The 23,763-nt window shown below is 70.1% G+C and carries 24 protein-coding genes; 10 read left to right on the top strand and 14 right to left on the bottom strand.

Going from position 1 to position 23,763, the window contains the following annotated elements:
* Positions 1-7: 7 nt before the first annotated feature.
* Both ABZT87_RS23955 and ABZT87_RS23950 read right to left on the bottom strand, forming a co-directional pair.
* Positions 8-325 (bottom strand): hypothetical protein, encoded by a 318-nt coding sequence (locus ABZT87_RS23955; protein WP_354857083.1) that lies wholly within the window; start codon positions 323-325, stop codon positions 8-10.
* A gap of 4 nt (positions 326-329) precedes the next feature.
* Positions 330-752 carry a YbaB/EbfC family nucleoid-associated protein gene (locus tag ABZT87_RS23950; protein ID WP_355138184.1) on the bottom strand — a complete coding sequence of 141 codons (423 nt, stop codon included), beginning with the start codon at positions 750-752 and terminating at the stop codon, positions 330-332.
* Between the two features lie 152 nt (positions 753-904).
* On the opposite strand from ABZT87_RS23950, the gene ychF reads away from it, so the two are divergent.
* Entirely contained in the window at positions 905-1,990 is a 1,086-nt protein-coding gene (ychF, locus tag ABZT87_RS23945; RefSeq protein ID WP_354857078.1) for a redox-regulated ATPase YchF, read from the top strand.
* 298 nt (positions 1,991-2,288) lie between these two features.
* Here the strand turns inward: ychF and ABZT87_RS23940 are convergent, their stop codons facing one another.
* Positions 2,289-2,825 (bottom strand): hypothetical protein, encoded by a 537-nt coding sequence (locus ABZT87_RS23940; protein ID WP_355138182.1) that lies wholly within the window; start codon positions 2,823-2,825, stop codon positions 2,289-2,291.
* Positions 2,826-3,636: 811 nt separating this feature from the next.
* On the opposite strand from ABZT87_RS23940, the gene ABZT87_RS23935 reads away from it, so the two are divergent.
* Together ABZT87_RS23935 and ABZT87_RS23930 are read left to right on the top strand one after the other, a co-directional pair.
* Positions 3,637-3,957 carry a hypothetical protein gene (locus tag ABZT87_RS23935; protein ID WP_355138180.1) on the top strand — a complete coding sequence of 107 codons (321 nt, stop codon included), beginning with the start codon at positions 3,637-3,639 and terminating at the stop codon, positions 3,955-3,957.
* A 217-nt stretch (positions 3,958-4,174) separates the two neighbouring features.
* The gene (locus ABZT87_RS23930; protein ID WP_355138178.1) at positions 4,175-4,948 is read left to right on the top strand and encodes a class I SAM-dependent methyltransferase; all 774 of its coding nucleotides are present in this window, start codon (positions 4,175-4,177) and stop codon (positions 4,946-4,948) included.
* 93 nt (positions 4,949-5,041) lie between these two features.
* Here the strand turns inward: ABZT87_RS23930 and ABZT87_RS23925 are convergent, their stop codons facing one another.
* The gene (locus ABZT87_RS23925) at positions 5,042-5,416 is read right to left on the bottom strand and encodes a VOC family protein (protein ID WP_355138176.1); all 375 of its coding nucleotides are present in this window, start codon (positions 5,414-5,416) and stop codon (positions 5,042-5,044) included.
* A 129-nt stretch (positions 5,417-5,545) separates the two neighbouring features.
* Between ABZT87_RS23925 and ABZT87_RS23920 the strand changes: the two genes are divergently transcribed.
* The gene (locus ABZT87_RS23920; protein WP_355138174.1) at positions 5,546-5,986 is read left to right on the top strand and encodes an SRPBCC domain-containing protein; all 441 of its coding nucleotides are present in this window, start codon (positions 5,546-5,548) and stop codon (positions 5,984-5,986) included.
* On the opposite strand, the gene ABZT87_RS23915 is transcribed toward ABZT87_RS23920, so the two are convergent.
* From ABZT87_RS23915 to ABZT87_RS23900, 4 genes are all read right to left on the bottom strand, one after another.
* Positions 5,916-7,229: an MFS transporter gene (locus tag ABZT87_RS23915; protein WP_355138172.1), complete on the bottom strand. Its 1,314-nt coding sequence runs from the start codon at positions 7,227-7,229 to the stop codon at positions 5,916-5,918. The two genes, ABZT87_RS23920 and ABZT87_RS23915, sit on opposite strands and share 71 nt — an antisense overlap.
* A gap of 169 nt (positions 7,230-7,398) precedes the next feature.
* A complete protein-coding gene (locus ABZT87_RS23910) occupies positions 7,399-8,130 on the bottom strand; it encodes a class I SAM-dependent methyltransferase (protein ID WP_355138170.1) in 732 nt (243 codons plus the stop codon).
* A 222-nt stretch (positions 8,131-8,352) separates the two neighbouring features.
* On the bottom strand, positions 8,353-8,715 hold the full coding sequence (locus ABZT87_RS23905; RefSeq protein ID WP_203147864.1) for a PH domain-containing protein: 363 nt from the start codon (positions 8,713-8,715) through the stop codon (positions 8,353-8,355).
* Between the two features lie 44 nt (positions 8,716-8,759).
* The gene (locus tag ABZT87_RS23900) at positions 8,760-9,068 is read right to left on the bottom strand and encodes a 4a-hydroxytetrahydrobiopterin dehydratase (RefSeq protein ID WP_354857066.1); all 309 of its coding nucleotides are present in this window, start codon (positions 9,066-9,068) and stop codon (positions 8,760-8,762) included.
* A 183-nt stretch (positions 9,069-9,251) separates the two neighbouring features.
* On the opposite strand from ABZT87_RS23900, the gene ABZT87_RS23895 reads away from it, so the two are divergent.
* Entirely contained in the window at positions 9,252-9,692 is a 441-nt protein-coding gene (locus ABZT87_RS23895) for a (deoxy)nucleoside triphosphate pyrophosphohydrolase (RefSeq protein WP_355063750.1), read from the top strand.
* Positions 9,693-9,828: 136 nt separating this feature from the next.
* On the opposite strand, the gene ABZT87_RS23890 is transcribed toward ABZT87_RS23895, so the two are convergent.
* The 6 genes from ABZT87_RS23890 to ABZT87_RS23865 all read right to left on the bottom strand — a co-directional run bounded on the left by ABZT87_RS23890 (position 9,829) and on the right by ABZT87_RS23865 (position 17,351).
* On the bottom strand, positions 9,829-10,896 hold the full coding sequence (locus ABZT87_RS23890; RefSeq protein ID WP_354857062.1) for a succinate dehydrogenase/fumarate reductase iron-sulfur subunit: 1,068 nt from the start codon (positions 10,894-10,896) through the stop codon (positions 9,829-9,831).
* Entirely contained in the window at positions 10,893-12,821 is a 1,929-nt protein-coding gene (locus tag ABZT87_RS23885; RefSeq protein WP_355063748.1) for a fumarate reductase/succinate dehydrogenase flavoprotein subunit, read from the bottom strand. Before ABZT87_RS23885 ends, ABZT87_RS23890 begins: the two co-directional genes overlap by 4 nt.
* 12 nt (positions 12,822-12,833) lie before the next feature.
* Positions 12,834-13,640 carry a hypothetical protein gene (locus tag ABZT87_RS23880; protein WP_354857056.1) on the bottom strand — a complete coding sequence of 269 codons (807 nt, stop codon included), beginning with the start codon at positions 13,638-13,640 and terminating at the stop codon, positions 12,834-12,836.
* 246 nt (positions 13,641-13,886) lie between these two features.
* Complete coding sequence (locus ABZT87_RS23875) at positions 13,887-15,293, bottom strand: metallopeptidase TldD-related protein (protein ID WP_354857054.1); 1,407 nt, start codon at positions 15,291-15,293, stop codon at positions 13,887-13,889.
* 40 nt (positions 15,294-15,333) lie between these two features.
* Entirely contained in the window at positions 15,334-16,770 is a 1,437-nt protein-coding gene (locus ABZT87_RS23870; RefSeq protein WP_354857052.1) for a TldD/PmbA family protein, read from the bottom strand.
* A 32-nt stretch (positions 16,771-16,802) separates the two neighbouring features.
* Positions 16,803-17,351, bottom strand: coding sequence for a Uma2 family endonuclease (locus ABZT87_RS23865; RefSeq protein ID WP_355138168.1), 549 nt, complete (start codon positions 17,349-17,351; stop codon positions 16,803-16,805).
* A 269-nt stretch (positions 17,352-17,620) separates the two neighbouring features.
* Here ABZT87_RS23865 and ABZT87_RS23860 point away from each other — a divergent pair, with 269 nt between their 5' ends.
* The 5 genes from ABZT87_RS23860 (at position 17,621) to ABZT87_RS23840 (ending at position 23,636) form a co-directional block, all read left to right on the top strand.
* On the top strand, positions 17,621-18,676 hold the full coding sequence (locus ABZT87_RS23860; protein WP_355138241.1) for an ABC transporter ATP-binding protein: 1,056 nt from the start codon (positions 17,621-17,623) through the stop codon (positions 18,674-18,676).
* Entirely contained in the window at positions 18,673-19,746 is a 1,074-nt protein-coding gene (locus tag ABZT87_RS23855; RefSeq protein WP_355138166.1) for a dipeptide ABC transporter ATP-binding protein, read from the top strand. The genes ABZT87_RS23860 and ABZT87_RS23855 overlap by 4 nt, the downstream gene beginning before the upstream one ends.
* Positions 19,743-20,750 (top strand): ABC transporter permease, encoded by a 1,008-nt coding sequence (locus tag ABZT87_RS23850; RefSeq protein ID WP_354857045.1) that lies wholly within the window; start codon positions 19,743-19,745, stop codon positions 20,748-20,750. The genes ABZT87_RS23855 and ABZT87_RS23850 overlap by 4 nt, the downstream gene beginning before the upstream one ends.
* A 10-nt stretch (positions 20,751-20,760) precedes the next feature.
* Entirely contained in the window at positions 20,761-21,747 is a 987-nt protein-coding gene (locus tag ABZT87_RS23845) for an ABC transporter permease (RefSeq protein WP_354857043.1), read from the top strand.
* A gap of 146 nt (positions 21,748-21,893) precedes the next feature.
* Positions 21,894-23,636 (top strand): ABC transporter substrate-binding protein, encoded by a 1,743-nt coding sequence (locus ABZT87_RS23840; RefSeq protein WP_355063742.1) that lies wholly within the window; start codon positions 21,894-21,896, stop codon positions 23,634-23,636.
* Positions 23,637-23,763 lie beyond the last annotated feature (127 nt).

Below are 23,763 nucleotides of genomic sequence, written 5' to 3'. Positions count from 1 at the left end.
GGCCCGCCTACCAGCTCATCGTCGTGAACTGGGCGTCGTTGTCCTGCTCGACCGAGTCGTACTGGTCGGCCATCAGGCCCAACCCGGCACCGAAGCCGCGCAGCCCGTCGACGACCGACCCGAGGCACTCCGCCGCGATCTCCTCGGCCACCTGGTACGACATGCCGATCAGGCCGCCCACGTCGTCGTCGCCGAAGATGTCGCCCATCGAGGCCGTCCGCGCGAGCAGCACCTCCCACTGCGCGGCGAGCTGCTCGGCCACCGTCGTCAGGTGGCCGCCGCCCTGCCGCAGCGCGGGCGGGTGCACCTGTAGGTCCTCGCGCATGACATCACCTCGCTGCCTGCTGGATGCGCCGCACCGCGTCGGTGAGCGCATCGGTCATCGCCGCCATGCTGCGCACCGACTCGTTCTGCAACTCGTCGAGCTGCTGGCCCAGCGCCACCGGGTCGACCGCGGGCGCGTCCGCGGCCTCGCCGGCCGCAAGGCGCAGGTCGTCCAGCGCGGCGTTGACCGCCATGGTGATCTGCTCGCCGAGCATCTCGGCGCCCATCCGGAGCGCGCGCGGGTCCACCGTCACCGACTCGACATGCTGGCCGACCGCCACGACCTCGACCTGACCGCCCGCCGCAGACCCGGTGCCCCGTGCCGGCTCGACCTCCAGATCATCGGGGACCTGCCCGGTCGAACGCATCGACGCCAGCGCCTGTCGGGTTTGCTGGAACAGCCGGTCGAATTCCGTCACCTGGTCCACAACGCCCCCTCACGTCGCACGCGACATCGAGAGGGTAGCAACGGGACGCCACCTGCCGTACCCGCCGATGCGCGACCCGGGGCAGCGTCCGGCCCGGTGGAATCGGAGCCGCCTGGACCGGCGCGTCCGGCACCGGCGTAAGCTGGCCCGTCGTGAGTCTCACCATCGGCATCGTCGGCCTGCCCAACGTCGGCAAGAGCACGCTTTTCAACGCGTTGACCAAGAACGACGTGCTGGCGGCGAACTACCCGTTCGCCACCATCGAGCCCAACGTCGGCGTGGTCGGGCTGCCCGACGAGCGGCTGGGCAAGCTGGCGGAGATCTTCTCCTCGCAGAAGGTGCTGCCGGCCCCGGTGTCGTTCGTCGACATCGCCGGCCTGGTCCGTGGCGCGTCCAAGGGGCAGGGCCGGGGCAACGCCTTCCTGGCCAACATCCGCGACGCCTCGGCGATCTGCCAGGTGGTCCGGGCGTTCTCCGACCCGAACGTGGTGCACGTCGACGGCAAGATCTCCCCGGCCGACGACATCGAGACGATCAACACCGAGCTGATCCTCGCCGACCTGCAGACCCTGGACAAGGCGCTGCCCCGGTTGGAGAAGGAGGCCAAGCTCCGCAAGGACCGGTCCGCCGCGGTCGCCGCCGCGAAGGCCGCGATCGAGGTGCTCGACGGCGGCACCACGCTCTACTCCGGGGCCGGCGCGGCCAAGATCGAGCTGGAGCACCTGCGCGAGCTACACCTGCTCACCACCAAGCCCTTCCTGTACGTCTTCAACGTCGACGAGGCCGAGCTGGCCAACGAGACGTTCCTCGACGAACTGCGTGCCCTGGTCGCCCCCGCCGAGGCCGTCTTCATGGACGCCAAGATCGAATCCGAGCTGGTGGACCTGCCCGAGGAGGAGGCCCGCGAGCTGCTGGAGTCGATCGGGCAGAACGAGCCCGGCCTCAACCAGCTCGTCCGCGTCGGCTTCCGTACGCTCGGGCTCCAGACGTACCTCACGGCCGGCCCCAAGGAAGCGCGCGCCTGGACCGTCCCGGTCGGCGCCACCGCGCCGGAGGCCGCGGGTGTCATCCACTCGGACTTCCAGCGCGGCTTCATCAAGGCCGAGGTGGTCTCCTACCACGACCTGGTCGAGTACGGATCGATGGCCGCGGCCAAGGCGGCGGGCAAGGTCCGCATCGAGGGCAAGGAGTACGTCATGCAGGACGGCGACGTGGTGGAGTTCCGCTTCAACGTCTGAACCTGGCCTGTTCCCGCAGGTCAGGCGGTTGAGTCGTCACCCTGGGGAACGTTGGGGCACAACCACACGCGCCGTCGACAGCGCGAAGCCAGGAAAGAGCGGGGCCCTTACCGAAGTTGGCGCAGACGCGGTCATTCGCCAGATGACCGAGCTTGCGACCGCGCTTCGTGACGCACCTCGCGGTTGGTGACCCGGACAGCGCGGACAGGCACCGGCGGGGCTGCCGGCGTGCCTAGTCCCACCACATGCTTGACAGATCCGTCCCAACACGTGCTTGACACTTGGCCTAGAGGATCGATCACAAGCTCGGCGGTGTGCTCGATGCGGCGAACGTTTTTACGGCCTGGAGCAAGCGGTCGAGGAAGTTAGACAGGTCTGGGGCGGCCACGTTGAAGTGCGGGTCGTCTGAGGAGTAGATGCCGTCGAGGACGAGGTCGGGTGGGAGTCGATAGACGGGCGATCCGGCAGGCGTCGCTAGCGCGTACTGGGTGCCGCCGCCGTCGCTGGCGAATACGACAACGTCGGCGTGGTGGCGGCCGCTTACGTGCCAGAGGTCCCGTGCCTCGTGGGCGTGGGTCACGTGGGAGGCCGTGTGCAGGAAGAACCCGTTACCGATGTCCGGTAGGTCGACGGCACCGACCGCCGCGTACAGGTCGACGAGGACAGCGGGAATGGCGGGACGGGCAGCAGCGATTCGCGCAGCAGCGGTCGTGTCCGGACCACTGACGGCATTCTCCCCAGGCGGGTACCTGTAACGGTCTTCGAAGTCGAGCATCGCAGAGGCGACCGCCTCTCGCAGATCCTCGCGCCATATCACCAGCTGGCCAGAATCCACGCGTCACCTCCGGTTCGCAACCGACGAGCCGCGGCCGACTTCACATGCTCACAGCCAGCGGTGTCAAGCATGTGGTGGGACGCCCCGCGGAGACGTCGGGCCCAGAGTGCCGAAACCGACCACCGTCGCAGATCACCTGGCGGACGCGTGTCGCACATCAGCCGACGGAGGACAACGGGGCTGCCGGCGATGTGGTGCAAAGTTTCTGTACGTCTTCGAGGCGGCCCTTGACGGGCCGCACGCGCCGCCGCCTGGGCGCGCCCCTCGCTCCGCTGGCGCTCCGACTCCGGCCACGCAACACGCCCTGCGGCTGGTGCGGAAGCCGGGAGCCCAAGGGGCCGCCGCAGAACGACAGGCCGTTGACCGGTGAGAGGTTGGGCCGGCAGCCGGCCGGGCCGCGCGGCCACAAGCCCGCTCGGCGTAGGGGAGCGCACGCGGGCCGCGTCGGCGAGCCGGCGGCAGTCGCGGGGGTTGCGGCTACTGCGCCGCCGGCGGGGGCGCTCCAACTCCAGGATGGCCGGGGCTGCGTCGGCGGCTCGCGGTCCGTGGGTGGCTACGGTAGGCCATCCCGCCTGCCGTCGACCCGGGCGCCACTGTGGCGGTGTCCGCCGGGGGCGCGGTCCGTGACACGAGAGCCGACTCAGGCTGTTCCGGCAGCGTCCGTACGTGCGTCAAGGTCCGCTTGACGTGGCGGACCGGGCGGCGGCACCCTGCCCCAGGCGCCCGCATTTCCGCAGGTTGGGCAGCCGCCGTAACTCGTCGTGCGATGGCTCGTGCAAATAACTTTGACGCCCCCGTGGAGGATGGCTCCATGAGAGACGCGAACTCCGTGTTGGTCGCCTACCGCCTGGTGCTCGTGATCTTCTTCTTCCTCCTGTTCGTATTCGGCGTCCGTCTCGCCGTGTCGCGACGGTTCCCCGTTACCTGGGCTCGGCCCGCGCATCCGACGGAGAGCCAGCAATCCCGACAGGTCCGCGTGGGTGTCGGCGTCATGTTGGTTGCCGCGAGTCTGCTGATCCTGGAAGGCACGTCGCTCATACCCATGCCCTTCCTGATCTCGGGCATCTTGTTGGCGGTAGCACTGCTGGTTGCCGTAGCTGGGCTGGCTTGGTTCGTCGTTTCGCGGGAGTAACCCAGCAACTAGCCGCGCACGGCGATGTGCCAGGGGGCGGATCGGCGGCAGGCAGATGCGGCAGCGGAAGCAGGCCGAGGGGTCGCACCTCCGCTGGCGGGCCTGATCGACTCGGATTCCTGGAAAGCGGGGTATCCGGACGGCTCGAACACCCCGACATCCAGAAATCCGAGGGAGGATGCAGGTCCGGCACGGACAGGCAGAAGGACGGTGCGTTGTGGGGGAACGGACGTTGCTCAGTTCGTCGTTCGGCTCGGCGGCGTCCGCGTACGCCGAGCATCGCCCGGATTACGCGCCGGCCGCGGTGCGGTGGGCGCTTGAGTTCGCGCCCGGCCCGCGAGTGCTCGACCTTGGTGCCGGCACCGGCAAGCTGACCCACACGTTGGTCGCCGTTGGCGCGGACGTCGTCGCGGTCGAACCCGACCCGGCGATGCTCACCGAGCTGCGCCGTGCCAGGCCAACCGTTCGTGCCCTGCCGGGTAGCGCCGAGGCGATCCCGTTGCCGGGCGCGTCCGTCGACGCCGTGCTGGCCGGCAACGCCCTGCACTGGTTCGACATGGCCGTCGCGGGGCCGGAAATCGCCCGGGTCCTCGCACCCGGAGGCGTCCTGGCGGGCCTGTGGAACATCATGGACGACCGGATCGACTGGGTCGCCGAGCTCGAACGTGTCAGCGGGAGTGCGGCGATCGGCCCGCGTGACACGCGCGCCAGTTGGCGCGCGGCGACCGCTGCCATGGTCGTTCCGAGCACCGGCCTGGCCTCCCGTTTCGGTTCGTCGGAGCAGGCCGAGTTTCCGCACGGTCAGCGCCGAACCGCCGACTCCCTCACCGCGACACTCGCAACCCGGGCCGGGATGCTGGTCATGCCGGAACCGGACCGGGAGACCACGCTCGGCCGGATCCGCGACTTCCTCGCCAGTAGGCCCGAAACCGCCGAGGGTGAGTTCAACCTGCCGATGCTGACCGGCGTGCTGCGCGCCCGTCGGCGCTGACGGTCAGCAGGTCACGTGCGGTAGTAGTCGGCTCTCCAGCGCGGCTGCTCGGCTACCGAAAAGCCGTCGAAGTCACCGGCGGCCTCGCACGCGCTACTGCTCGGCCCAGACGCCCAACTCGTTGCCGCTCGGGTCGGTGAAGTGGAACCGGCGGCCTCCGGGGAACTCGTACGGCCCGTTGACCACCTGACCCCCGGCCACCTTCACCGCCTGCACCGACCGGTCCAGGTCACTTGAGTAGAGCAGCACCAGCGGGCCGCCCGCGCGGACCTCCTCGTCCAGACGGAGACCACCCACCTCGGGTGCGGCGTCGCCCTGCGGGCTGCGGATGCCCGCGTACCCCGGGCCGTAGTCGGTGAACTGCCAGCCGAACGCGTCGGCGTAGAAGCGCTTGGCCTCGGCGAGGTCGGTCACGGTGAGCTCGATGTAGTCGATGGTGTGGTGCCGCTGGGGAGCTGACTCAGACATGCACCGCATTGTGTGCCTCGGGTACGACGGGATCGTGACGCGCAACTAAAGGTTGCGAGACGGGCGGCAATCGTCGTACGGTTACGCAACCAAAGGTTGCAGATCGTTGAGGCGAAGGAGTCTGAAGTGGTGGACATTCTGCATCAGGTCGGCGTCGTCGCCCCGCTCGGCGACGTCTACCGAGCGGTGGCGACTCCCGAGGGCGTCGCGGGCTGGTGGTCGATCGACACGACCGGAAAGGGCGAGGTCGGCGGGCAGTTGACCGTCCGGTTCGGTGCCGACGGTGGGTTCGATCTGGAGATCATCGAGCTGGACCCGGCCGGACGGGTGCGGTGGCGGGTCGTCGGTGGCCCCGACGAGTGGATCGGCACCGAGGTCAACTGGCGCTTCGGCCAGCGTGGGAAGTACACGATCGTTGACTTCACGCACGGGGGTTGGCGCGAGCCGACCGAACTCATGCACGAGTGCAGCACCAAGTGGGCGATCTTCCTGATGAGTCTCAAGGAGCTGGTGGAGACGGGGCGCGGCCGGCCGGCGCCGGACGACGTCCAGATCGGCGACGGGCACTGACCTCGGTGGCGACGGAACCCGCCCCGTCCCGCCGCGCCATCTGGAACCCGGCAGCCAGCAGGCCGAGGATCACGATCGCCACGGCGCAGAGCAGCAGCGTCGGGCGTGCGCCGATGGCGCCGACCAACGGGCCGCCGAGCATCGTGCCGAGCGGCACCGCGAGCACAAGGACGGCGCCGTTCGCGGCGAGCACCGCGGGGAGTTGCTCGGTGGACGCGCTGCGCTGGAACAACGCCATCGACGTGGACATGTACGGCGCCCAGATCAGGCCTGCCAGGGCGAACGCCGGCAGGGACAGGCCGATAGGGGCGCCCAGGCCGAGGGGCAGCATGGCGACGCCGAACCCGATGACGATGCCGATCGTGGTGGCACGCAGCGGCCAGTGGCGAAGGTGCCCGGCCACCACACCGCCGACGAGGCCGCCGACGCCAAAGGCGGTGTAGTACGCGCCGAGCAGCGTCGCGGACGCGTGCAGGTCGTCGGTGACGTGCAGCGGCATGGCGACGTACACCGGGCCGAAGAGGAAGAAGAACGCGATGCTCAGCATCAGCAGGCCGAGCAGCGCGGGCTGACGGCGGATGACCGCGAAGCCCGCGGTACGAGAGGCGCCGCGCTCGTACCGATGAATCATGTCGGTGGCGGGAAGGGCGAGGCGATAGGTGAGCGCCAGCACGGCGAACGTCGCGGCGTCGACGGCGATGACCCACACCGGGCCCGCCCAGCCGATCAGGATGCCCGCCAGCGGCGGACCGACGATGGTGGCGAACCCGGAGATGGTGGTGAGCACCGCGTTGGCCGGCAGGTGGTGGCGCTGGGGCAGCAGCTCGGCGATCAGGGTGAACCGTCCGGCCGAGCCCCACGAGTGCAGCAGCGCGGAGGCAGCGAGCAGGACGACGTACAGCCCGATGGTGAGCATGCCGGCGAGGTGGGCGATCGGGATCGCCGCCAGCGCGGCGGCTCGCAGGATCGCGTCCCAGCCGGCGAGCTGAGCGCCGCTGCGCCCGCGCAGCAACCGGCCGAAGATGACCGTCCCAGCCGCGCTGGGCAGGGTGTACGCGGCCACCGCGACCGCGATCGACAGGCCGCGCTGGCCCTGCGGCGCGAGCTGGATGGCGAGCCAGGTCACCGCGACCACCGCCATGCCGTCGCCGAGGGCGGACACGGCCAGCCCGGGCAGCACGCGCCGCAGCAGGGGATGGCTGACGACCGGCCAGTAGGGCGAGGTACGCGGGAATCGAGGCATGGAGACAGTCGACCCGCCGTAGGCCGGATCGGCCAGCAACGACTGCCGACAGCAGAATCAGCCCGGAGCGAACGGCCGGCCCTCATCCGTGGCTGACGGTGATCGACTCCGGATCGCGCGGGTGGGGGTCACGCACACCCTGCACGGAACCGGAGCCGATCGACCGCCGCTACTCCGCTCGGTAGACGGAGATGTGTGCCGGGCTGTCGGCGGCGAACGGCCGCCGGTGCCAGTCGGCGTACCGCTCGGTGAGCCGGAGGCCTGCCTGCCGCGCCATCTCGTCGATCTGGTGCGGCCAGGCGTAGCGCATGGCGAACGGCTTCAGGTGCACACCGTCACCGTCGAAGGTGATGGTCTGCCGGATGAACCGCTGCGCGGGCCGGTCGTACCGGTGCAGTCGGATCGTCGCGGAGTCCTCGGTCACCTCGCGGACCTGCACCTGCTCGTCGGCGTCGAAGCTGCGCGGGTCGGGTACGAACGTCTCGATGACGAACGCTCCGCCCGGCGACAGCACCCGGGCGACGTTGCGGAAGCAGTCCGCCTGCCGCTCGGCGTCCACCAGGTTGAACAGGGTGTTGAAGACCAGGTAGGCCAGGCGGAACGGGCCCTGCACACCCACGTCGGCCATGTCGCCGACGACCGCGGGGATCTGGTCGCCGCCGGGCTTGGCCCGCATCTGCGCCAGCATCTCCTCGGACGCCTCGATGCCGTGCACGCTGAGGCCACGCTCGGCCAGGGGCAGCGCGACGCGGCCGGTGCCGATCGCCAGTTCGAGGACCGGGCCGCCATCGGCCAGATCGGCCAGGAAGTCCACGGCCGGCAGGGGATCGGGGTTGGTCCCGCTGTCGTAGCCGGCGGACCACAGCCGGCCGAAGAGGCCGGGATCGTCGAAGACCGACATCAGCGGCCTCCGGGGTTGGGATCAGTGGCGCCCAGCAGCGCCAGGGAAACGGTCCTGCTCACGAAGTCTCGATTCCTCGGATCGGATGAGGTCGGGTCGGAGGGACTTCGTCGAGTGGGGCATGTCGGCTGCTCCTTTCGCGCGGCTGTCGACCGAGGACACCAGAGACGCCGCGGGCCCGGCAAGGCAATTACGCCAGCCGGGCCCGCGACGGACGTGCGGTCAGGAGATGTGGTGCAGGATCACGTTGTGTACGTGGTGGCTCTTCTGTGCGCCACGGAACTCCACCTCGTAGGTGTGCGTGCCGACGTGGATGGCGATGGCGCCGGTGGAGAAGAACGAACCACCCCACGACTTGTTGCTGACCACGCTCACGCTGGTGATCTTCGAGTACGGGATACTGGTGATCGCGAACCGCTTCCCGACGAACGAGCGGTCCTGGATGATCACGCGGCGGTCGGTCAGCCCGATGAACCCGGTGCCGGTGCCGACAGCGTCGTAGACGGCGATGATCTGCTCGCCGTCGAGGAGGCCACTCTCAATCTGCTGGACCTGCTCCTTGCGGTCGTACGCGATGTTCGCCATGCGACCCAGGTTAGAAAGCCGGTGCCAGTGTGTCGGGTGGGTCGTCAGGCCTCGGTGACCGCGCGGTACGCGTCTTCGATGCGGGCGGCCAGCAGGACCTCGCCCTCGGTCAGCGGCTCGTCGTTGCCGTGCCCGACCCGGATCTGGGTGCTGTCGGACCGGCGGCTGATCTCGGGACGCAGGTGCAGAGCGTCGGCGACGACCTTGACCCGTTCAGTTAGCGCCGCGTGTTGGGTATCGTCGATCACGAGCGTCCGCCGGATCTGTTCACCCTCCCGCGTCCAACCGGTTAGCAAGGTCAACGCGTCGGACAGGTAGTCGTGCTTGGCTCGGCTGTTGAACAGCACGCGCATCACCGCACCCCCCAAGCGCCGTTGCCGGCTTGTGGCCAAATCGTCGCCATCCCGTGTCTTGTCGGTGCCTTCTAGTCTGTCGTCGCTCGGTAAGGGTGTCCACGCCCACACTTCCGTGTTCTGTTGGCCTAGCGGACGGCGTCGGTACCCAAACCGCCGATTGATCTGGCACCCTGGACGCCCGTGCAGACCGAACGGGCTAATGGCGGCGGGCAGGCCGAACGACGGGACCTGAAGGTGATCGTGGGGGCGGCGATCATCCGGGACGGACGGGTGCTCGCGTGTGCGCGCTCCGCCCCGCCCGAGGTGGCCGGCATGTGGGAGTTCCCCGGCGGGAAGGTCGAGCCGGGGGAGGGGGAGACCGAGGCGCTGATCCGGGAGTGCGCCGAGGAGTTGGCCGTACGCGTGGAGATCGGTGACCGGGTCGGCCGCAACGTCCGGATGGCCCACGGCCGCTCGGTGCTCAAGGTGTACGCGGCCCGCCTCCTGCACGGCGACGAGCCGCTGGCGTTGGAGCACCAGGCGCTGCGCTGGCTCGCCGCCGACGAGCTGGACTCGGTCACCTGGCTCCCCGCCGACGCACCGATCGTCGCCGCCCTGCGCCCCCGCCTCCTCGCTGGTTGATCATGAAGTTATTGCCGCGACACGCCGGTCGGCAGGGCAATAACTTCATGATCAACGGGGTGGGCCGGCGGGGTGGGGTGGGGGGATGCGACGGGGGCCCCGGCTATTGCCGGGGCCCCCGTTCGGGTGGTCGTGCTCAGTGCTTGTCGTCCTGGTCGGGGTGCGCGAAGTTGAGGTGCTCCGGAGGCATCGGGAAGGTCACGTCGTCGCCGAACGGCGACGGCGCGGCGGCCCGGTCGAAGGTGAGCTCGGTCAGCGGCAGCCGGCCCCGGTCGTCGACCGCCGGCGCGGTGGGGTGGGGCACCTCCCGGTGCCAGTTGACGCCGCTCTGCGCCTGCGCCTCAGCCTGCGGGTCGTGCGAGCCACCCGCGTGCGAGTGCCCCCCGCCCCGGCTCGTTCCCGGCAGGCTCGCCGAGCCCGGACGGGCGGTGGTCACGCTGGTCTGGGGCGTCTCGCCCCGACGGAAGATCTTGCTACCAAGCCACACAAGGGGATCGTACCTGCGGTCGACGACGCGTTCCTTCATGGGGATGATCCCGTTGTCGGTGATCTTGATGTGCTCGGGGCAGACCTCGGTGCAGCACTTGGTGATGTTGCAGAAACCGAGGCCCTGTTCGGCCTGCGCGTACTCCCTGCGGTCGGTCCGGGCGTCCAGCGGGTGCATGTCCAGCTCGGCCGCCCGGATGAAGTACCGCGGGCCGGAGAACGCCTGCTTGTTCTCCTCGTGGTCGCGGATCACGTGGCAGACGTTCTGGCACAGGAAGCACTCGATGCACTTGCGGAACTCCTGCGAGCGCTCGACGTCGACCTGCTGCATCCGGTAGTCGCCCGGGGCGACGTCCGCCGGAGGGGCGAACGCCGGGGTCTCCCGCGCCTTCTCGTAGTTGAACGAGACGTCGGTGACCAGGTCCCGGATGACGGGGAAGGTCCGCAGCGGCGTGACGGTGACGGTCTCCTCGTCGCCGAAGGTCGACATCCGGGTCATGCAGCCCAGTCGCGGCTTGCCGTTGATCTCCATCGAGCAGGAGCCGCACTTGCCGGCCTTGCAGTTCCACCGGCAGGCCAGGTCGGGCGCGTCGGTGGCCTGCAGGCGGTGGATGACGTCGAGGACGACCTCGCCCTCGTTCACCTCGACCATGTAATCCTGCAGGTCGCCGCCGGTCTCGTCGCCCCGCCAGATCCGGAACTGACGCTTCGCGCTCATCGGTTGTCCGCCTCTCCAGCGTCGGCGACGGAAGCGTCGAAGTCGGCGAGCTCCTCGTCGGTGAGGTACTTGGCCAGCTCGGCCCGGTCGAAGAGGCTGATCAGCTCCGGCCGCATCTTCGGCAGCGGCTTACGGGTCAGCCGTACGCTGTCGCCGTCCAGCGAGCAGACCAGGTTGACCTGCCGCCACTTCGGCTCCATCGCCGGATAGTCCTCCCGGGTGTGCCCGCCGCGCGACTCCTGCCGCTCCAGCGCCGCCTTCGCGGTGCACTCCGAGACCACCAGCATGTTGCGCAGGTCCAGGGCCAGGTGCCAGCCCGGGTTGTAGCGCCGGCCGCCGGCGGCGCTCACCTTGGCGACCCGCTCGCGCAGCTCGGCCAGCCGCACCAGCGCGTCGGCCAGCTCGCCTTCGCGCCGGATGATGCCGACGAGATCCCCCATGACCGCCTGGAGGTCCTGCTGGAGGGTGTACGGGCTCTCGCCGGTGTCCCGTTGTAGCGGCGCCAGGGCGGTCTCCACCGCCGCCTCGACCGCGTCCACGGCCACCTTCGGCCGGGCGGCCAGCCCGTCGGCGTAGCTGGCCGCGTGCCCGCCCGCCCGCTTGCCGAAGACCAGCAGGTCGGACAGGGAGTTGCCGCCCAGCCGGTTGGAGCCGTGCATACCGCCGGAGACCTCACCGGCGGCGAACAGCCCGCGTACGTGGCCGAAGGCGGCGCCCGAGTCTGGGTCCACCTCCACGCCGCCCATCACGTAGTGGCAGGTCGGCCCGACCTCCATCGGCTCGGCCGTGATGTCGACGTCGGCCAGCTCCTTGAACTGGTGGTACATCGAGGGCAGCCGGCGGCGGATCTCGTCGGCCGAGCGCCGGCTCGCGATGTCCAGGAAGACACCGCCGGCGGGGGAGCCCCGACCGGCCTTGACCTCACTGTTGATCGCGCGGGCCACCTCGTCGCGGGGCAGCAGCTCCGGCGGGCGCCGGTTGTTGTCCGGGTCGGTGTACCAGCGGTCCGCCTCCTCCTCGGTCTCCGCGTACTGCTTGCGGAAGACGTCGGGGACGTAGTCGAACATGAACCGCTTGCCCTCGGAGTTCTTCAGCACGCCGCCGTCGCCGCGGACCGACTCGGTGACCAGGATGCCCTTCACCGAGGGCGGCCAGACCATGCCGGTCGGGTGGAACTGGAGGAACTCCATGTTGATCAGCGTCGCCCCGGCGCGCAGCGCCAGGGCGTGCCCGTCCCCGGTGTACTCCCAGGAGTTCGACGTGACCTTGTAGGAGCGCCCGACCCCCCCGGTGGCCAGCACCACGGCCGGCGCCTCGAAGAGGATGAACTCGCCGGACTCGCGGTAGTAGCCGAAGGCGCCCGCGACCCGGTCGCCGTCGAGCAGCAGCTCGGTGATGGTCGTCTCGGAGAACACCCTGATCCGGGCGTCGTACGAGCCGAACTCGCGCTTGTCCTCCTGCTGGAGCGAGACGATCTTCTGCTGGAGGGTGCGGATCAGCTCCAGGCCGGTCCGGTCGCCCACGTGCGCCAGTCGGGGGTATTCGTGTCCGCCGAAGTTGCGCTGGGAGATCTTGCCGTCCTTGGTGCGGTCGAAGAGCGCGCCGTACGTCTCCAGCTCCCAGATCCGCTGCGGCGACTCCTTCGCGTGCAGCTCGGCCATCCGGAAGTTGTTGAGGAACTTGCCGCCGCGCATGGTGTCGCGGAAGTGCACCTGCCAGCTGTCCCGGCTGTTCACGTTGCCCATCGCGGCGGCGGCGCCGCCCTCGGCCATCACCGTGTGCGCCTTGCCGAACAGCGACTTGGAGATGATCGCGGTCTTCTTGCCGGCGAGCCGGGCCTCGATGGCGGCGCGCAGGCCGGCGCCGCCGGCCCCGATGACGACGACGTCGTAGTGGTGTCGTTCGATGCGAGTGGTAGTGGTCATGTCAGGGGCCCTTTAGTTGATGAACCGCAGGTCGTTGAACCAGCCGGCCGCGAGCGCCATGACGTAGAAGTCGGTAAGCGCGAGGGTGCCGAGGGTGATCCAGGCGAGCTGCATGTGCCGGACGTTCAACGCCGAGACGAAGGTCCAGGCCCGGTAGCGCACCGGGTGCTTGGAGAAGTGCTTGAGCCGCCCGCCGATGATGTGCCGGCAGGAGTGGCAGGAGATGGTGTACGCCCAGAGCATCACCACGTTGAGCAGCAGGACGAGGTTGCCCAGGCCGAAGCCGAAACCCTTCGGCGAGTGGAAGGCGAGGATCGCGTCCCACGTGTTGATCAGCGAGATGATCGCGGCGGCGTAGAAGAAGTAGCGGTGCAGGTTCTGGCCGAGCAGCGGGAAACGGGTCTCCCCGGCGTACTCCTTGTGGCCGTCGGGAACGGCGCAGGCCGGCGGCGACAGCCAGAACGACCGGTAGTACGCCTTGCGGTAGTAGTAGCAGGTGAGCCGGAACAGCAGCAGGAACGGCAGGGTCAGCGCCGCGTCCGGGATGATCCACCAGCCGGGCAGGAACCGGCCGAAGTGCGAGGCTTCCTCGACGCACCGGTCCGTCACGCACGGGGAGTAGAACGGGGTCAGGTAGTGGAACTGGTCCACCCAGTACCACTTGTGCATGAAGACCCGGACCGTCGCGTAGGCGACCCAGGCGCTGAGCCCGATCACGGTGATCAGCGGGGCGAACCACCATCGGTCGGTACGCAACGTCTTCGCCGCGATGGCGGCGCGCGCCCGCGCCCCCCTCGGCCTCGTTGCCGTTGAAGTCATTCGAGTCGTCTCCTCGACGGGCCCGTACGGGCGGGCTGGTCTCTCTCCGGTCGGCACGCGGACCGGCGAACCCGCACCCGCTGCCACGTCATGCGCACACCAACGACCACGCCGGATCGACCGACGCAGCTAAGTGACACACGTTACGCCGATCTCTGCGAGCCGTCCGCGCAAGGGAGTGTCCCGTGTGTCTGGCCTGCGGAAAAGCCCTCAGCGCGCGGGTTTGCGGCGCGTCGTCGAGAAACGTCAGCCGGAGGCGCCGCCGGTGAAGTGCCAGGACGCGAGCCGCACCGACGGCGCCGCCCACCAGGCACCGTCCACCCGGTCCGGTTGACGCACCGCCCGCGAGCCCAGCCCGAGCACCGCGCCCGGCCCGAGCGCCCGAGGGTACGACTCGGTGAACCGCAGGTCGCGGACCGCCCGGACGACCGTGCCGTCCTCGATCAGCCAGACCCCGTTGCGGGTCAACCCGGTGACGACGAGGCTCTTCGGGTCGAGCACCCGCGTGTACCACAGATCGGAGACCAGCAGCCCGCGCCGCACCCCGGCGACCAGCGCCGCGGTGTCCGTGTCCACCACCGCGCCGGCCGCCGTGCCCGTGGTGCTCCGGCCCACCGCGCTGGCCGGGCCCACCGCCGCGGGAGAGAGCCGCAGGTTGCGGGCCATCGGGCCCCAGGTGGCGCCGCCCGCGATCGCGTGCCCGGTGGACTCCGCGCCCGCCTCGGCGGCCGTCCGCCGGTCGTGCGCGACCGCCCGCGTGGTGCCCGCCTCGACCAGGGTCACCGCCCGCCGGCCGGTGCCCTCGGCGTCGAACGGCAGACCCGACGCGCCCAGCGGGTCATCCACCAGGGTCACCTGTCGGTCGAACTGGGCCGCGCCCGGCTCGGCGAAGGACTGCCGCTCCGCGTACCGCTTGCCGTTGAAGCCGAACCAGGAGAGGTTCTGCAACAGGTCCGCCACGGCGGCCGGCTCGAACACCACCTCGTAGCGCCCCGGCGGCAGCTCGACCGGGTCGGCCGCCGCCTGCGCCTTCGCGGCGGCGTGCGCGCCCAGCTCCGCACCGTCGAGGTCGGACAGCCGGTCGACGCAGCGTCGGGCCACCCCGTCCGCGCCGTCGCGCCGGGCGATGCCGTCCATCGCCGCCTCCGCCGAGCGACCGTACGCGGTGTGCCCGGCCGAGTTGGCGAACGCCGACGAGCGGTGCGCGGTGCGGCAGTATCCGGCCGTGATGAGGCTCCCGGCGGCGGCCACGAACGCGCCGACCCGGTCGGCCCGCTGGTCCGGCTCGGCGTGGGCGGTGGCCTCGTCGACGGGCGGGGCGTCCGGTGTGGGCGTCGGCGGGGCCAGCCCCGGCCAACCCGGGTCGGGCGGGCAGAGCCGCGCCGCCGCCAGGGTGCGCTCGACCAGCGCGCCCAACCCGTCGGTGGTGACCACGCTGCCGCTGCCGGCGGCGGTCCGTCCGTCGACGTGCACCCGCAGCCGGACGCCGACGGTGGACTCGGCGACGTTCTGATGGATGGCCGAGTTGGCGAACCGGGTCAGCGCCAGGTCCGCCCGGGTCACCACCGCCTCGGCCTGCGCGGCCGGCCCGCCGAGACGCCGAACCAGCTCGATTACCTGCCCGGCCAGCTCCAACTCCGTCGAACCACTCACGGCAGCTCCTTCAGTCGCGACTGCGCGGCTCGCACGGCGTTCACGCCGACACCCCCACGCGGACGTTGCGGAAGCGGGCCGGCGCGGCCGGATGGCCGGTGTGCCCGATCTGGCCCGGCTGGCCCTTCCCGCAGTTGGGCGTCCCCCAGGGCACCGTCTCGCCGGAGAGCATGTCCATCGAGCGCCAGAAGAGCGGGCCGATCCCGGTATACGTGGGATTGCGCAGCATCCGCCCCCGGCGACCCTTCTTGATCTCCCAGCCGACCTCGCAGCCGAACTGGAAGTTGAGCCGCTTGTCGTCGATCGACCAGGACCGGTTGAGGTCCATCAGCACGCCGTCGTCGGTGGCCCCGATGATCTCCTCCAGGGTGTGCGGGCCGGGTTCCAGGCCGACGTTGGTCATCCGCACCATCGGCAGCCGGGCCCATCCGTCGGCGCGGACGCTGCCGCCGTAGTCGAGGCCCGCCATGGCCGCCGAGTCCCGGCCGGCGAGCACTCCCACCCAGCGACCGTCGCGCACCGCGTCCCGCTTGACCGCCGGTGAGCCCTCGTCGTCGAAGCCGAAGCTGCCCAGCGCGCCGGGGATCGTCGGGTCGATCGTGATGTTCATCAGCTCGGAGCCGTAGCGCAGCGAGCCGAGCTGGGCCAGGTCCAGCCAGGACGTGCCGGCGAACGCGGCCTCCCAGCCGAGGATCCGGTCCAGTTCGATGGCGTGCCCGACCGACTCGTGGATCTGCAGGGCCAACTGCTCGCCGCCGAGGATCAGATCCGTCTCGCCGGCCGGGCAGGGCGGCGCGGTCAGCAGCGCCCGGGACTCCTCGGCGATCTGCGCGGCGTGTGCGGCCAGGTCGAGCGACTCGACCAGTTCCCAGCCGGTGGTGCCGTACTGCCCGCGGTAGCTGGGCCAGGAGCGCCGCTGTGTCTCGCCGTCACCGATCGAGGTGGCCGAGATGCCGCCGCCGCACTCGCGGATCCGCTGGTCGATCCGGTGGCCCTCGCTGGAGACGAACCACTTCGCGGTGTCCCAGATCTGGTACAGCCCCTCGGCCAGGTCCGCGCCGTGCTCGGCCATCGTGCGGGTCGCGCCGACCAGCAGGTCGCCCTTGTCCGACAGGGGCACCCCGAGCGGGTCGATCCGGCAGTCCGAGGCCCAGCTCGCCGCGACCGCCTCGACCGCGACCAGGTCGACCGGCGGGCCGGGCACCCGCGCGCTCGCCATCGCGGTCCGGGTCGCGCGCCGGCCGGCGTCGCGGGCGGCGGCGTCGGACAGATCGGGTACGGCGTGAAAGCCCCAACTCGCGCCGACCAGCGCCCGGACGCCCAGCCCGATGCTCTCGTCCTGGGTCAGCTCCTCCACGTCGCCGTTGCGCGCGGTCATCGACTCGTAGCGGCGGTGCATCACCCGCGCGTCGGCGTACCGCGCTCCCGCGTCGAGGGCGGCCTGGACGGCGGCGGTGGCCGCGTCGAACTCGGTCATGGACCGACCCTAGGCCAGCCGACCGACACCCGTCAGGGGAGCAGATCCTCCGGCCGGATGGTGGCCTTCACCGGCTCGGTGAGCACCAACAGGTCGCCCGGTCGGGTCACGGACTGCTCGGTGTAGTGACCGCCCCGCCGCCGGTACAGATGCATGATGCCGCTGTCCTGCTCGACCAGGAGATACCACTCGATGCCGGCGGCGGCGTAGTAGTGCATCTTGAGCACCTTGTCGGTCGACGCGTTGCTCGGCGAGATGATCTCGCAGACCAGCCGCACGTCCCCCGCCTCGACGTTGAGTTCGTCGAAGTCGATCGGGCCGGTGATGACAAGATCGGGGATCGGGATCCGGCCGGGCCGGAGGCGGACGTTGACCGCTTCCAGGACGTGCAGGCCGGCTTCGCGAACCGGGTCTCGTAGCACCGCCCGCAGCTCGCCGGAGATGTTCTGGTGTCGGGGGGTGGGGGCTGGGGTCACGTGGAGGCTCCCGTCGAAGAGTTCGACGCGTTGCTGCGTCTCGCCGAGGGCGAGGTACTCCTCTTCGGTCCACGGGCCTTCGTGGTTGAACACCGCCGCGGTCATCGTCACCTCCACCTCGTGCCAGCGGGAATCCTCTGCTGAGTGCTCGGCCAATGATCGCACCTGACGTGCGCTTAAGACCATGAATGCTTGAGGTGAGGGCTGTTCAGGGCCGATGCGGACTCGTTACGCTCGGGCCCGCTGACACGTGCCGACTTTGTAGCTTATTTTCACCCTCGGGACTTTGTTGTAAGTTCTCTTCGTCACTGAGGGAGGTGGCCGTGGACAGCTCGGAACCGTCGCCGTCCGGGGACCCGGACGACCGTCCCGCCGTGCCGGCACAGCGCTCCGACCAGGACGCCTACCTGCGGGTGAGTGACCTGCGGGTCCGGTTCGACACCTCCGACGGCGTGGTGCGCGCGGTCGACGGGGTGTCGTTCGCCGTCGAGCGGGGCCGCACTCTCGGCATCGTCGGCGAGTCCGGCTCCGGCAAGAGCGTCACGTCGCTGGCCATCCTCGGCCTGCACGACCCCAAGCGGGCCACCATCACCGGCGAGATCTCCGTCGGCGGCCGGCAGCTGGTCGGCCTGCCCGACGAGGAGGTACGCCGGCTGCGCGGCCGGGACATGGCGATGATCTTCCAGGATCCGCTGTCCGCGCTGCACCCGTACTACAGCGTCGGTCGGCAGATCGCCGAGGCGTACCGGGTGCACCACCCGAAGGCCAACCGGCGCGAGTCCCGCCAGCGCGCGGTGGACATGCTGGACCGGGTCGGCATCCCGCAGCCGGCCCGCCGCTTCGACCAGTACCCGCACGAGTTCTCCGGCGGGATGCGCCAACGGGCGATGATCGCGATGTCCCTGGTCAACGACCCCGCGCTGCTGATCGCCGACGAGCCGACCACCGCGCTGGACGTCACCGTGCAGGCGCAGATCCTGGACCTGCTCGCCGACCTCCAGGCCGAGTTCCACTCCGCGATCATCCTGATCACCCACGACCTCGGCGTCGTCGGCCAGGTCGCCGACGAGGTGCTGGTGATGTACGGCGGGCGGGCCGTCGAGCACGGCAGCGTCGAGCAGGTGCTCCGCTCGCCGCAGCATCCGTACACCTGGGGGTTGCTCTCCAGCGTGCCGTCGCTGCACGGCGACGCGGACGCGGACCTGGTGCCGATTCCCGGCAACCCGCCCAGCCTGATCAACCTGCCGACCGGCTGCGCCTTCCACCCACGCTGCCGTTACGACGACCGCGTCGGCGACCGGTCCCGCACCGAGGTGCCCGAGCTGCGCCCGGCCGGGGCCGACGGTCACCTGGTGGCCTGCCACCTGAGCGCCGAGGAACGCGCAGCGATCTACGCCGAGAACGTGGCATCCGTGGGGGTGGCCCGATGACCGACGAACCACTGCTGCGCGTGCGCGGACTGACCAAGCACTTCCCGGTCCGCCAGGGGTTGCGCGGCACCGGCCTGGTGCGGGCGGTCGACGGTCTCGACTTCGACGTACGCCCCGGCGAGACGCTCGGCCTGGTGGGGGAGTCCGGCTGCGGCAAGACGACCACCGGCCGGATGCTGGTGCGGCTGCTGGAGCCGACGGCCGGCACCATCGAGTTCGACGGGCGGGACATCACCCACGCCGGCCGCCGGGAGCTGCGCCCGCTGCGACAGGAACTTCAGATCATCTTCCAGGACCCGTACGCGTCGCTGAACCCCCGGCACACCGTGGGCCGGATCGTGGCGATGCCGTTGCAGGTCAACGGGATCAAGCCGCCGGGCGGGATCAAGGCGCGGGTGCAGGAGCTGCTGGAGCTGGTCGGGCTGAACCCGGAGCACTACAACCGGTACCCGCACGAGTTCTCCGGCGGCCAGCGCCAGCGCATCGGTATCGCCCGCGCGCTGGCCCTGCGGCCCAAGCTGATCGTCGCCGACGAGCCGGTGTCCGCCCTGGACGTCTCGATCCAGGCGCAGGTGGTCAACCTGCTGCGCGACCTGCAACGGGAGCTGGGCCTGGCGTTCGTGTTCATCGCGCACGACCTGGCCGTGGTCCGGCACTTCTGCCAGCGGGTAGCCGTCATGTACCTGGGGCGGATCGTGGAGATCGGCGACCGGACGGACATCTACGAGCGCCCGCAGCATCCGTACACCCGGGCTCTGCTCTCGGCCATCCCGGACGTCACGCAGCTCGGCCCGGCGGGCCGGATCCGGCTGACCGGCGACGTGCCCACCCCGCTCGACCCGCCGTCGGGCTGCCGGTTCCGCACCCGGTGCTGGAAGGCGCAGGACATCTGCGCCACCGAGGAGCCGGCGCTGGTGCCGCGCGACGGCGGTCGGCAGGCCACCGCGTGTCACTTCCCCGAAGGGGAATCAGCCGGCACCAGCCCCGAAGGGGAATCAGCCGGCACCAGCCCCGAGAGTGGGGCGGCCGTCGGGGCGACTGACGCGATCATCGAGGAGGTGTCGTCGTGAGCCTGTCTCCGGTGGAGGGTGTGGCGCTCGCCGAGATCGAGTCCAGCGCGGACGCGGGCGGGCCCGAGACCAAGGGCGTCGTCGGGCGTTCGCCCGGGCAGCTCGCCTGGCTGCGGCTGCGTCGTGACCGGACGGCCGTGGTCAGCGGCGTACTTCTGGTGTTCTTCCTGCTCTTGGGGCTCTCCGCCCCGCTGATCGAGATGGTCTACGGGATCGGGCCGCGCGAGCAGTTTCAGAACCTGCTGGACGGCTTCGGCATGCCGCTGGGTTACGTCGGCGGTGTCACCGGGGACCACTGGTTCGGGCTGGAGCCGGGGCTGGGCCGGGACATCTTCATCCGGTTGATCTACGGGCTGCGCACGTCGTTGTTCATCGCGTTCGCCGCCGCGCTGATCACCGCCACGATCGGCATCGTGCTCGGCGCGCTGGCGGGTTACCTCGGCGGCTGGCTCGACGCGGTGATCAACTGGATCACCGACCTGACGCTCGCGATGCCGTTCCTGATCATCGCGCTGGCGCTCACCCCCACCATCACGCTGCGCTTCTATGGCGAGCGGGGGCAGGTGTCGTCCGCCTTCGGGGTGGGCGTGCTGATCGCCGTGTTCGCCATCTTCGGCTGGACCAGCACGGCCCGCCTGGTGCGCGGGCAGGTGATCGCGCTGCGCGAACGAGAGTTCGTGGAGGCCGCCAAGGCCAGCGGCGCCGGGCTGGGGCACATCATCTTCCGGCAACTGCTGCCGAACATCTGGGCGCCGATCCTGGTGTCGTTCTCCCTCGCCGTGCCGCAGTTCATCACCAGCGAGGCCGCGCTGTCGTTCATCGGCGTCGGCCTCAGCGACGAGACGCCGAGCTTCGGCCGGATGATCTACCGCAGTCTGGACTTCCTCCAGACCGACCCGGCGTACGTGTTCTTCCCGGGCATCACGATCTTCGCGCTGGTGTTCGCCTTCAACCTCTTCGGCGACGCGTTGCGGGACGCGCTCGACCCGAAGTCGTCCCGGTAGGGGTGGACTCATGTCACGGTTTCTGATCAAGCGGCTGTTCTCCGCGACGCTGACCCTGTTCGCGGTGAGCGTGCTGACCTTCCTGATGTTCTTCGCCCTGCCGCGCGACCCGGTGACCGGCATGTGCCCGAAGAACTGCAACCCGGAGCGGCTGGAGCGGGTCCGCGACGACCTGGGCCTCAACGACCCGCTGATCAGCCAGTACGCCGGTTACATGAAGGGCATCGTCACCGGTCGTGATCTGGGCAGCGCCCAGGGCGGCCGGTGTGACGCGCCCTGCCTGGGCTGGTCGTACGTCTCCAACGAGGCGGTCTCGGACACCATCGCCCGGGTGCTGCCGGTGACGCTGAGCATCGTGATCCCCGCGGCGATCCTCTGGCTGCTGCTCGGGGTGGGGCTGGGCATGATCTCGGCGCTGCGCCGGGGCACCTGGCTGGACCGCCTGGCCATCGGCTTCTCCCTGACCGGCGCGTCGTTGCAGCTCTACTTCGTGGGCGCGGTGCTGCTGCTGGTGTTCGTCTACAACCTGCGGCTGCTGCCGGTGCCCAGCTACACGTCCCTGTTCGACAATCCGGCGAAGTGGGCCAGTGGGCTGGTGCTCGCCTGGGTCGCGCTGGCCTTCCTCTTCTCGGCCATCTACGCCCGGCTGTCGCGGGCGCAGATGCTGGAGACGCTGTCGGAGGACTTCGTCCGGACCGCGCGGGCCAAGGGCCTGGCCAAACCGACGGTGTACGGGCGGCACGCGCTGCGCGCGGCGATCACCCCGGTGGTGACCATCGCCGGTCTGGACGTGGGCGGGGCGCTGGGCGGCACGGTGATCACCGAGACGACGTTCGGCATCCAGGGGCTGGGGCGTACGGCCGTGGACGCGGTGCGCTCGGGTGACCTGCCCACCATCATGGCCACCGTGCTGATCGCGGCCGTCTTCGTGGTGCTGGCGAACGTCCTGGTGGACCTGCTCTACGCGGCCATCGACCCCCGGGTCCGGCTGCGCTGACCCGATGGGTGGCCACTGCGCGGCTGGTGGCGAAATTTATCGACAACTGTTACACAACTCGTAGGTTTTCTTCCTTACGATCCTCGGGACGTCGGCGGTTCTCGCCCCGGCGAAACCGCACGGCACATGGGTGAAGGGGGTACTTCATGAGACCACGCGTGGTGGCTGCCGCAGGCGGCGCGATCGCTCTGGTGGTGGCATTGGGTGCGTGCTCGAAGAACACGGGCGAGGGCACCACCGTGGACACCGAACGGCAGCAGTCCGGGGTCATCGCGACCGACCCGAAGGATTCGCAGGGCCCGGCGGCCGAGGTGAGCGGCGCCGCGAAGGGCGGCACCTTCACCATCATCCGGGAGTCGCCGATCTCCCACCTGGACCCGCAGCGGACGTACTCGTTCGCCGGCCTGATGACCAACCCGCTCTTCGCGCGCTACCTGACCACCTGGAAGGACGACGGCAAGGGCGGCCTCGTCCTCGTCGGTGACCTGGCCGAGACGCCGGGCAAGAACGTCAACAACGACTGCAAGGTCTGGGAATTCACCATCAAGGACGGGGTGAAGTTCGAGGACGGCCGGCCGATCACCTCCAAGGAGATCGCGTACGGCATCGCCCGCTCCTTCGACCCGGACCTCTCCGGCGGCCCCACCTACATCCAGGAGTGGCTGGCCGACACCCCGCAGTTCGACACCAAGTGGAACTTCAAGAAGAACAAGACGTCGCTGCCGCCCGGCCTCACCACGCCGGACGCCAAGACGCTGCGCTTCGAGTTCGCCAAACCCCGCTGTGACCTGCCGTTCGCGGTCTCGCTGCCGACCACCGCGCCGCTGCCCGCGGACAAGGACACCGGCGTCGACCTGGACAAGCAGCCGTTCTCGTCCGGCCCGTACAAGGTCGCCAAGAACCAGGTCGGCGTGCAGATCACCCTGGACCGCAACCCCAACTGGGACCCGAAGACCGACCCGGTCCGCCACCAGTACCCGGACCGGTTCGTGTGGACCTTCGGCCCGACCGCGGACGCCGCCAACAACCGGGTGATCGCCGACAACGGCGCCGACCAGAGCGCGCTCGCCTTCAACACCGTGCCCGCCTCGCTGGTCGCCAAGGTGGCCGGGGACGCCGCGCTCAAGTCGCGCACCATCCTCTCGCCCACGCCGAGCGCCAACCAGCTCGTCATCAACAACCAGCGGGTCACCGACCTGAAGGTCCGTCAGGCGCTCAACTACGCCATCGACCGCGAGGGCCTCATCAAGGCGATGGGCGGGCAGACCGTCGCCGCGCCGATGACCACGCTGATGCCGTCGGCCACCATCGGCTACAAGGCGTACGACGCGTACCCGGCGGGCGCCAACGGCAACGTCGACAAGGCCAAGGAACTGCTCGGCGGCAAGACGCCGGAGCTGGTCCTCGGCGTCGCCGACAACTCGACCGAGCAGCAGCAGGGCGCCCAGCTCAAGGCCAACCTGGAGCGCGCCGGCTTCAAAATCACGCTGCGGAACATCTCGGACGACGCCAAGCTCGACGAGGTCAAGAAGAAGGACAACCCCTGGGACCTGTACATCGGTAACTGGGCGGCGGACTGGCCGAGCGGGGCGTCGATCCTGCCGGTGCTCTACGACGGCCGCACCATCAAGGCCGAGGGCAACAGCAACCAGTCCTACTTCAACGACCCGGCGATCAACGCCGAGATGGACCGCATCCAGGCGATGCCCGCCGCCGACCAGGGCCCGGAGTGGGCCAAGCTCGACGAGCGGATCATGAAGGAGCACGCGCCCGTGGTGCCGCTCTTCGTCGACGTGGCCTACAACGTGCACGGGTCCAAGGCCGGCGGGGTCTTCATCTCCAGCGTCTTCGGCTACCCGGCGTTCGTGAACGCGTACGTCAAGCCGTAGGTCGTATCGCAGGCAGGCAGGGTCCCCTCCCGACAGCGTCGTCGGGTGGGGGCCCTCGCCGTTTCCGCCGGTCGGCTCACTGATCCGATCCGGCCGCGCCCGATCGCGATTGGGCGCTGGCAGGTGC

Source organism: Micromonospora sp. NPDC005237, from assembly GCF_040607775.1.
Taxonomy (GTDB): domain Bacteria; phylum Actinomycetota; class Actinomycetes; order Mycobacteriales; family Micromonosporaceae; genus Micromonospora.
Note: the sequence above shows the minus strand (reverse complement) of the source record. Positions and strands in the feature narration are given on the sequence as shown.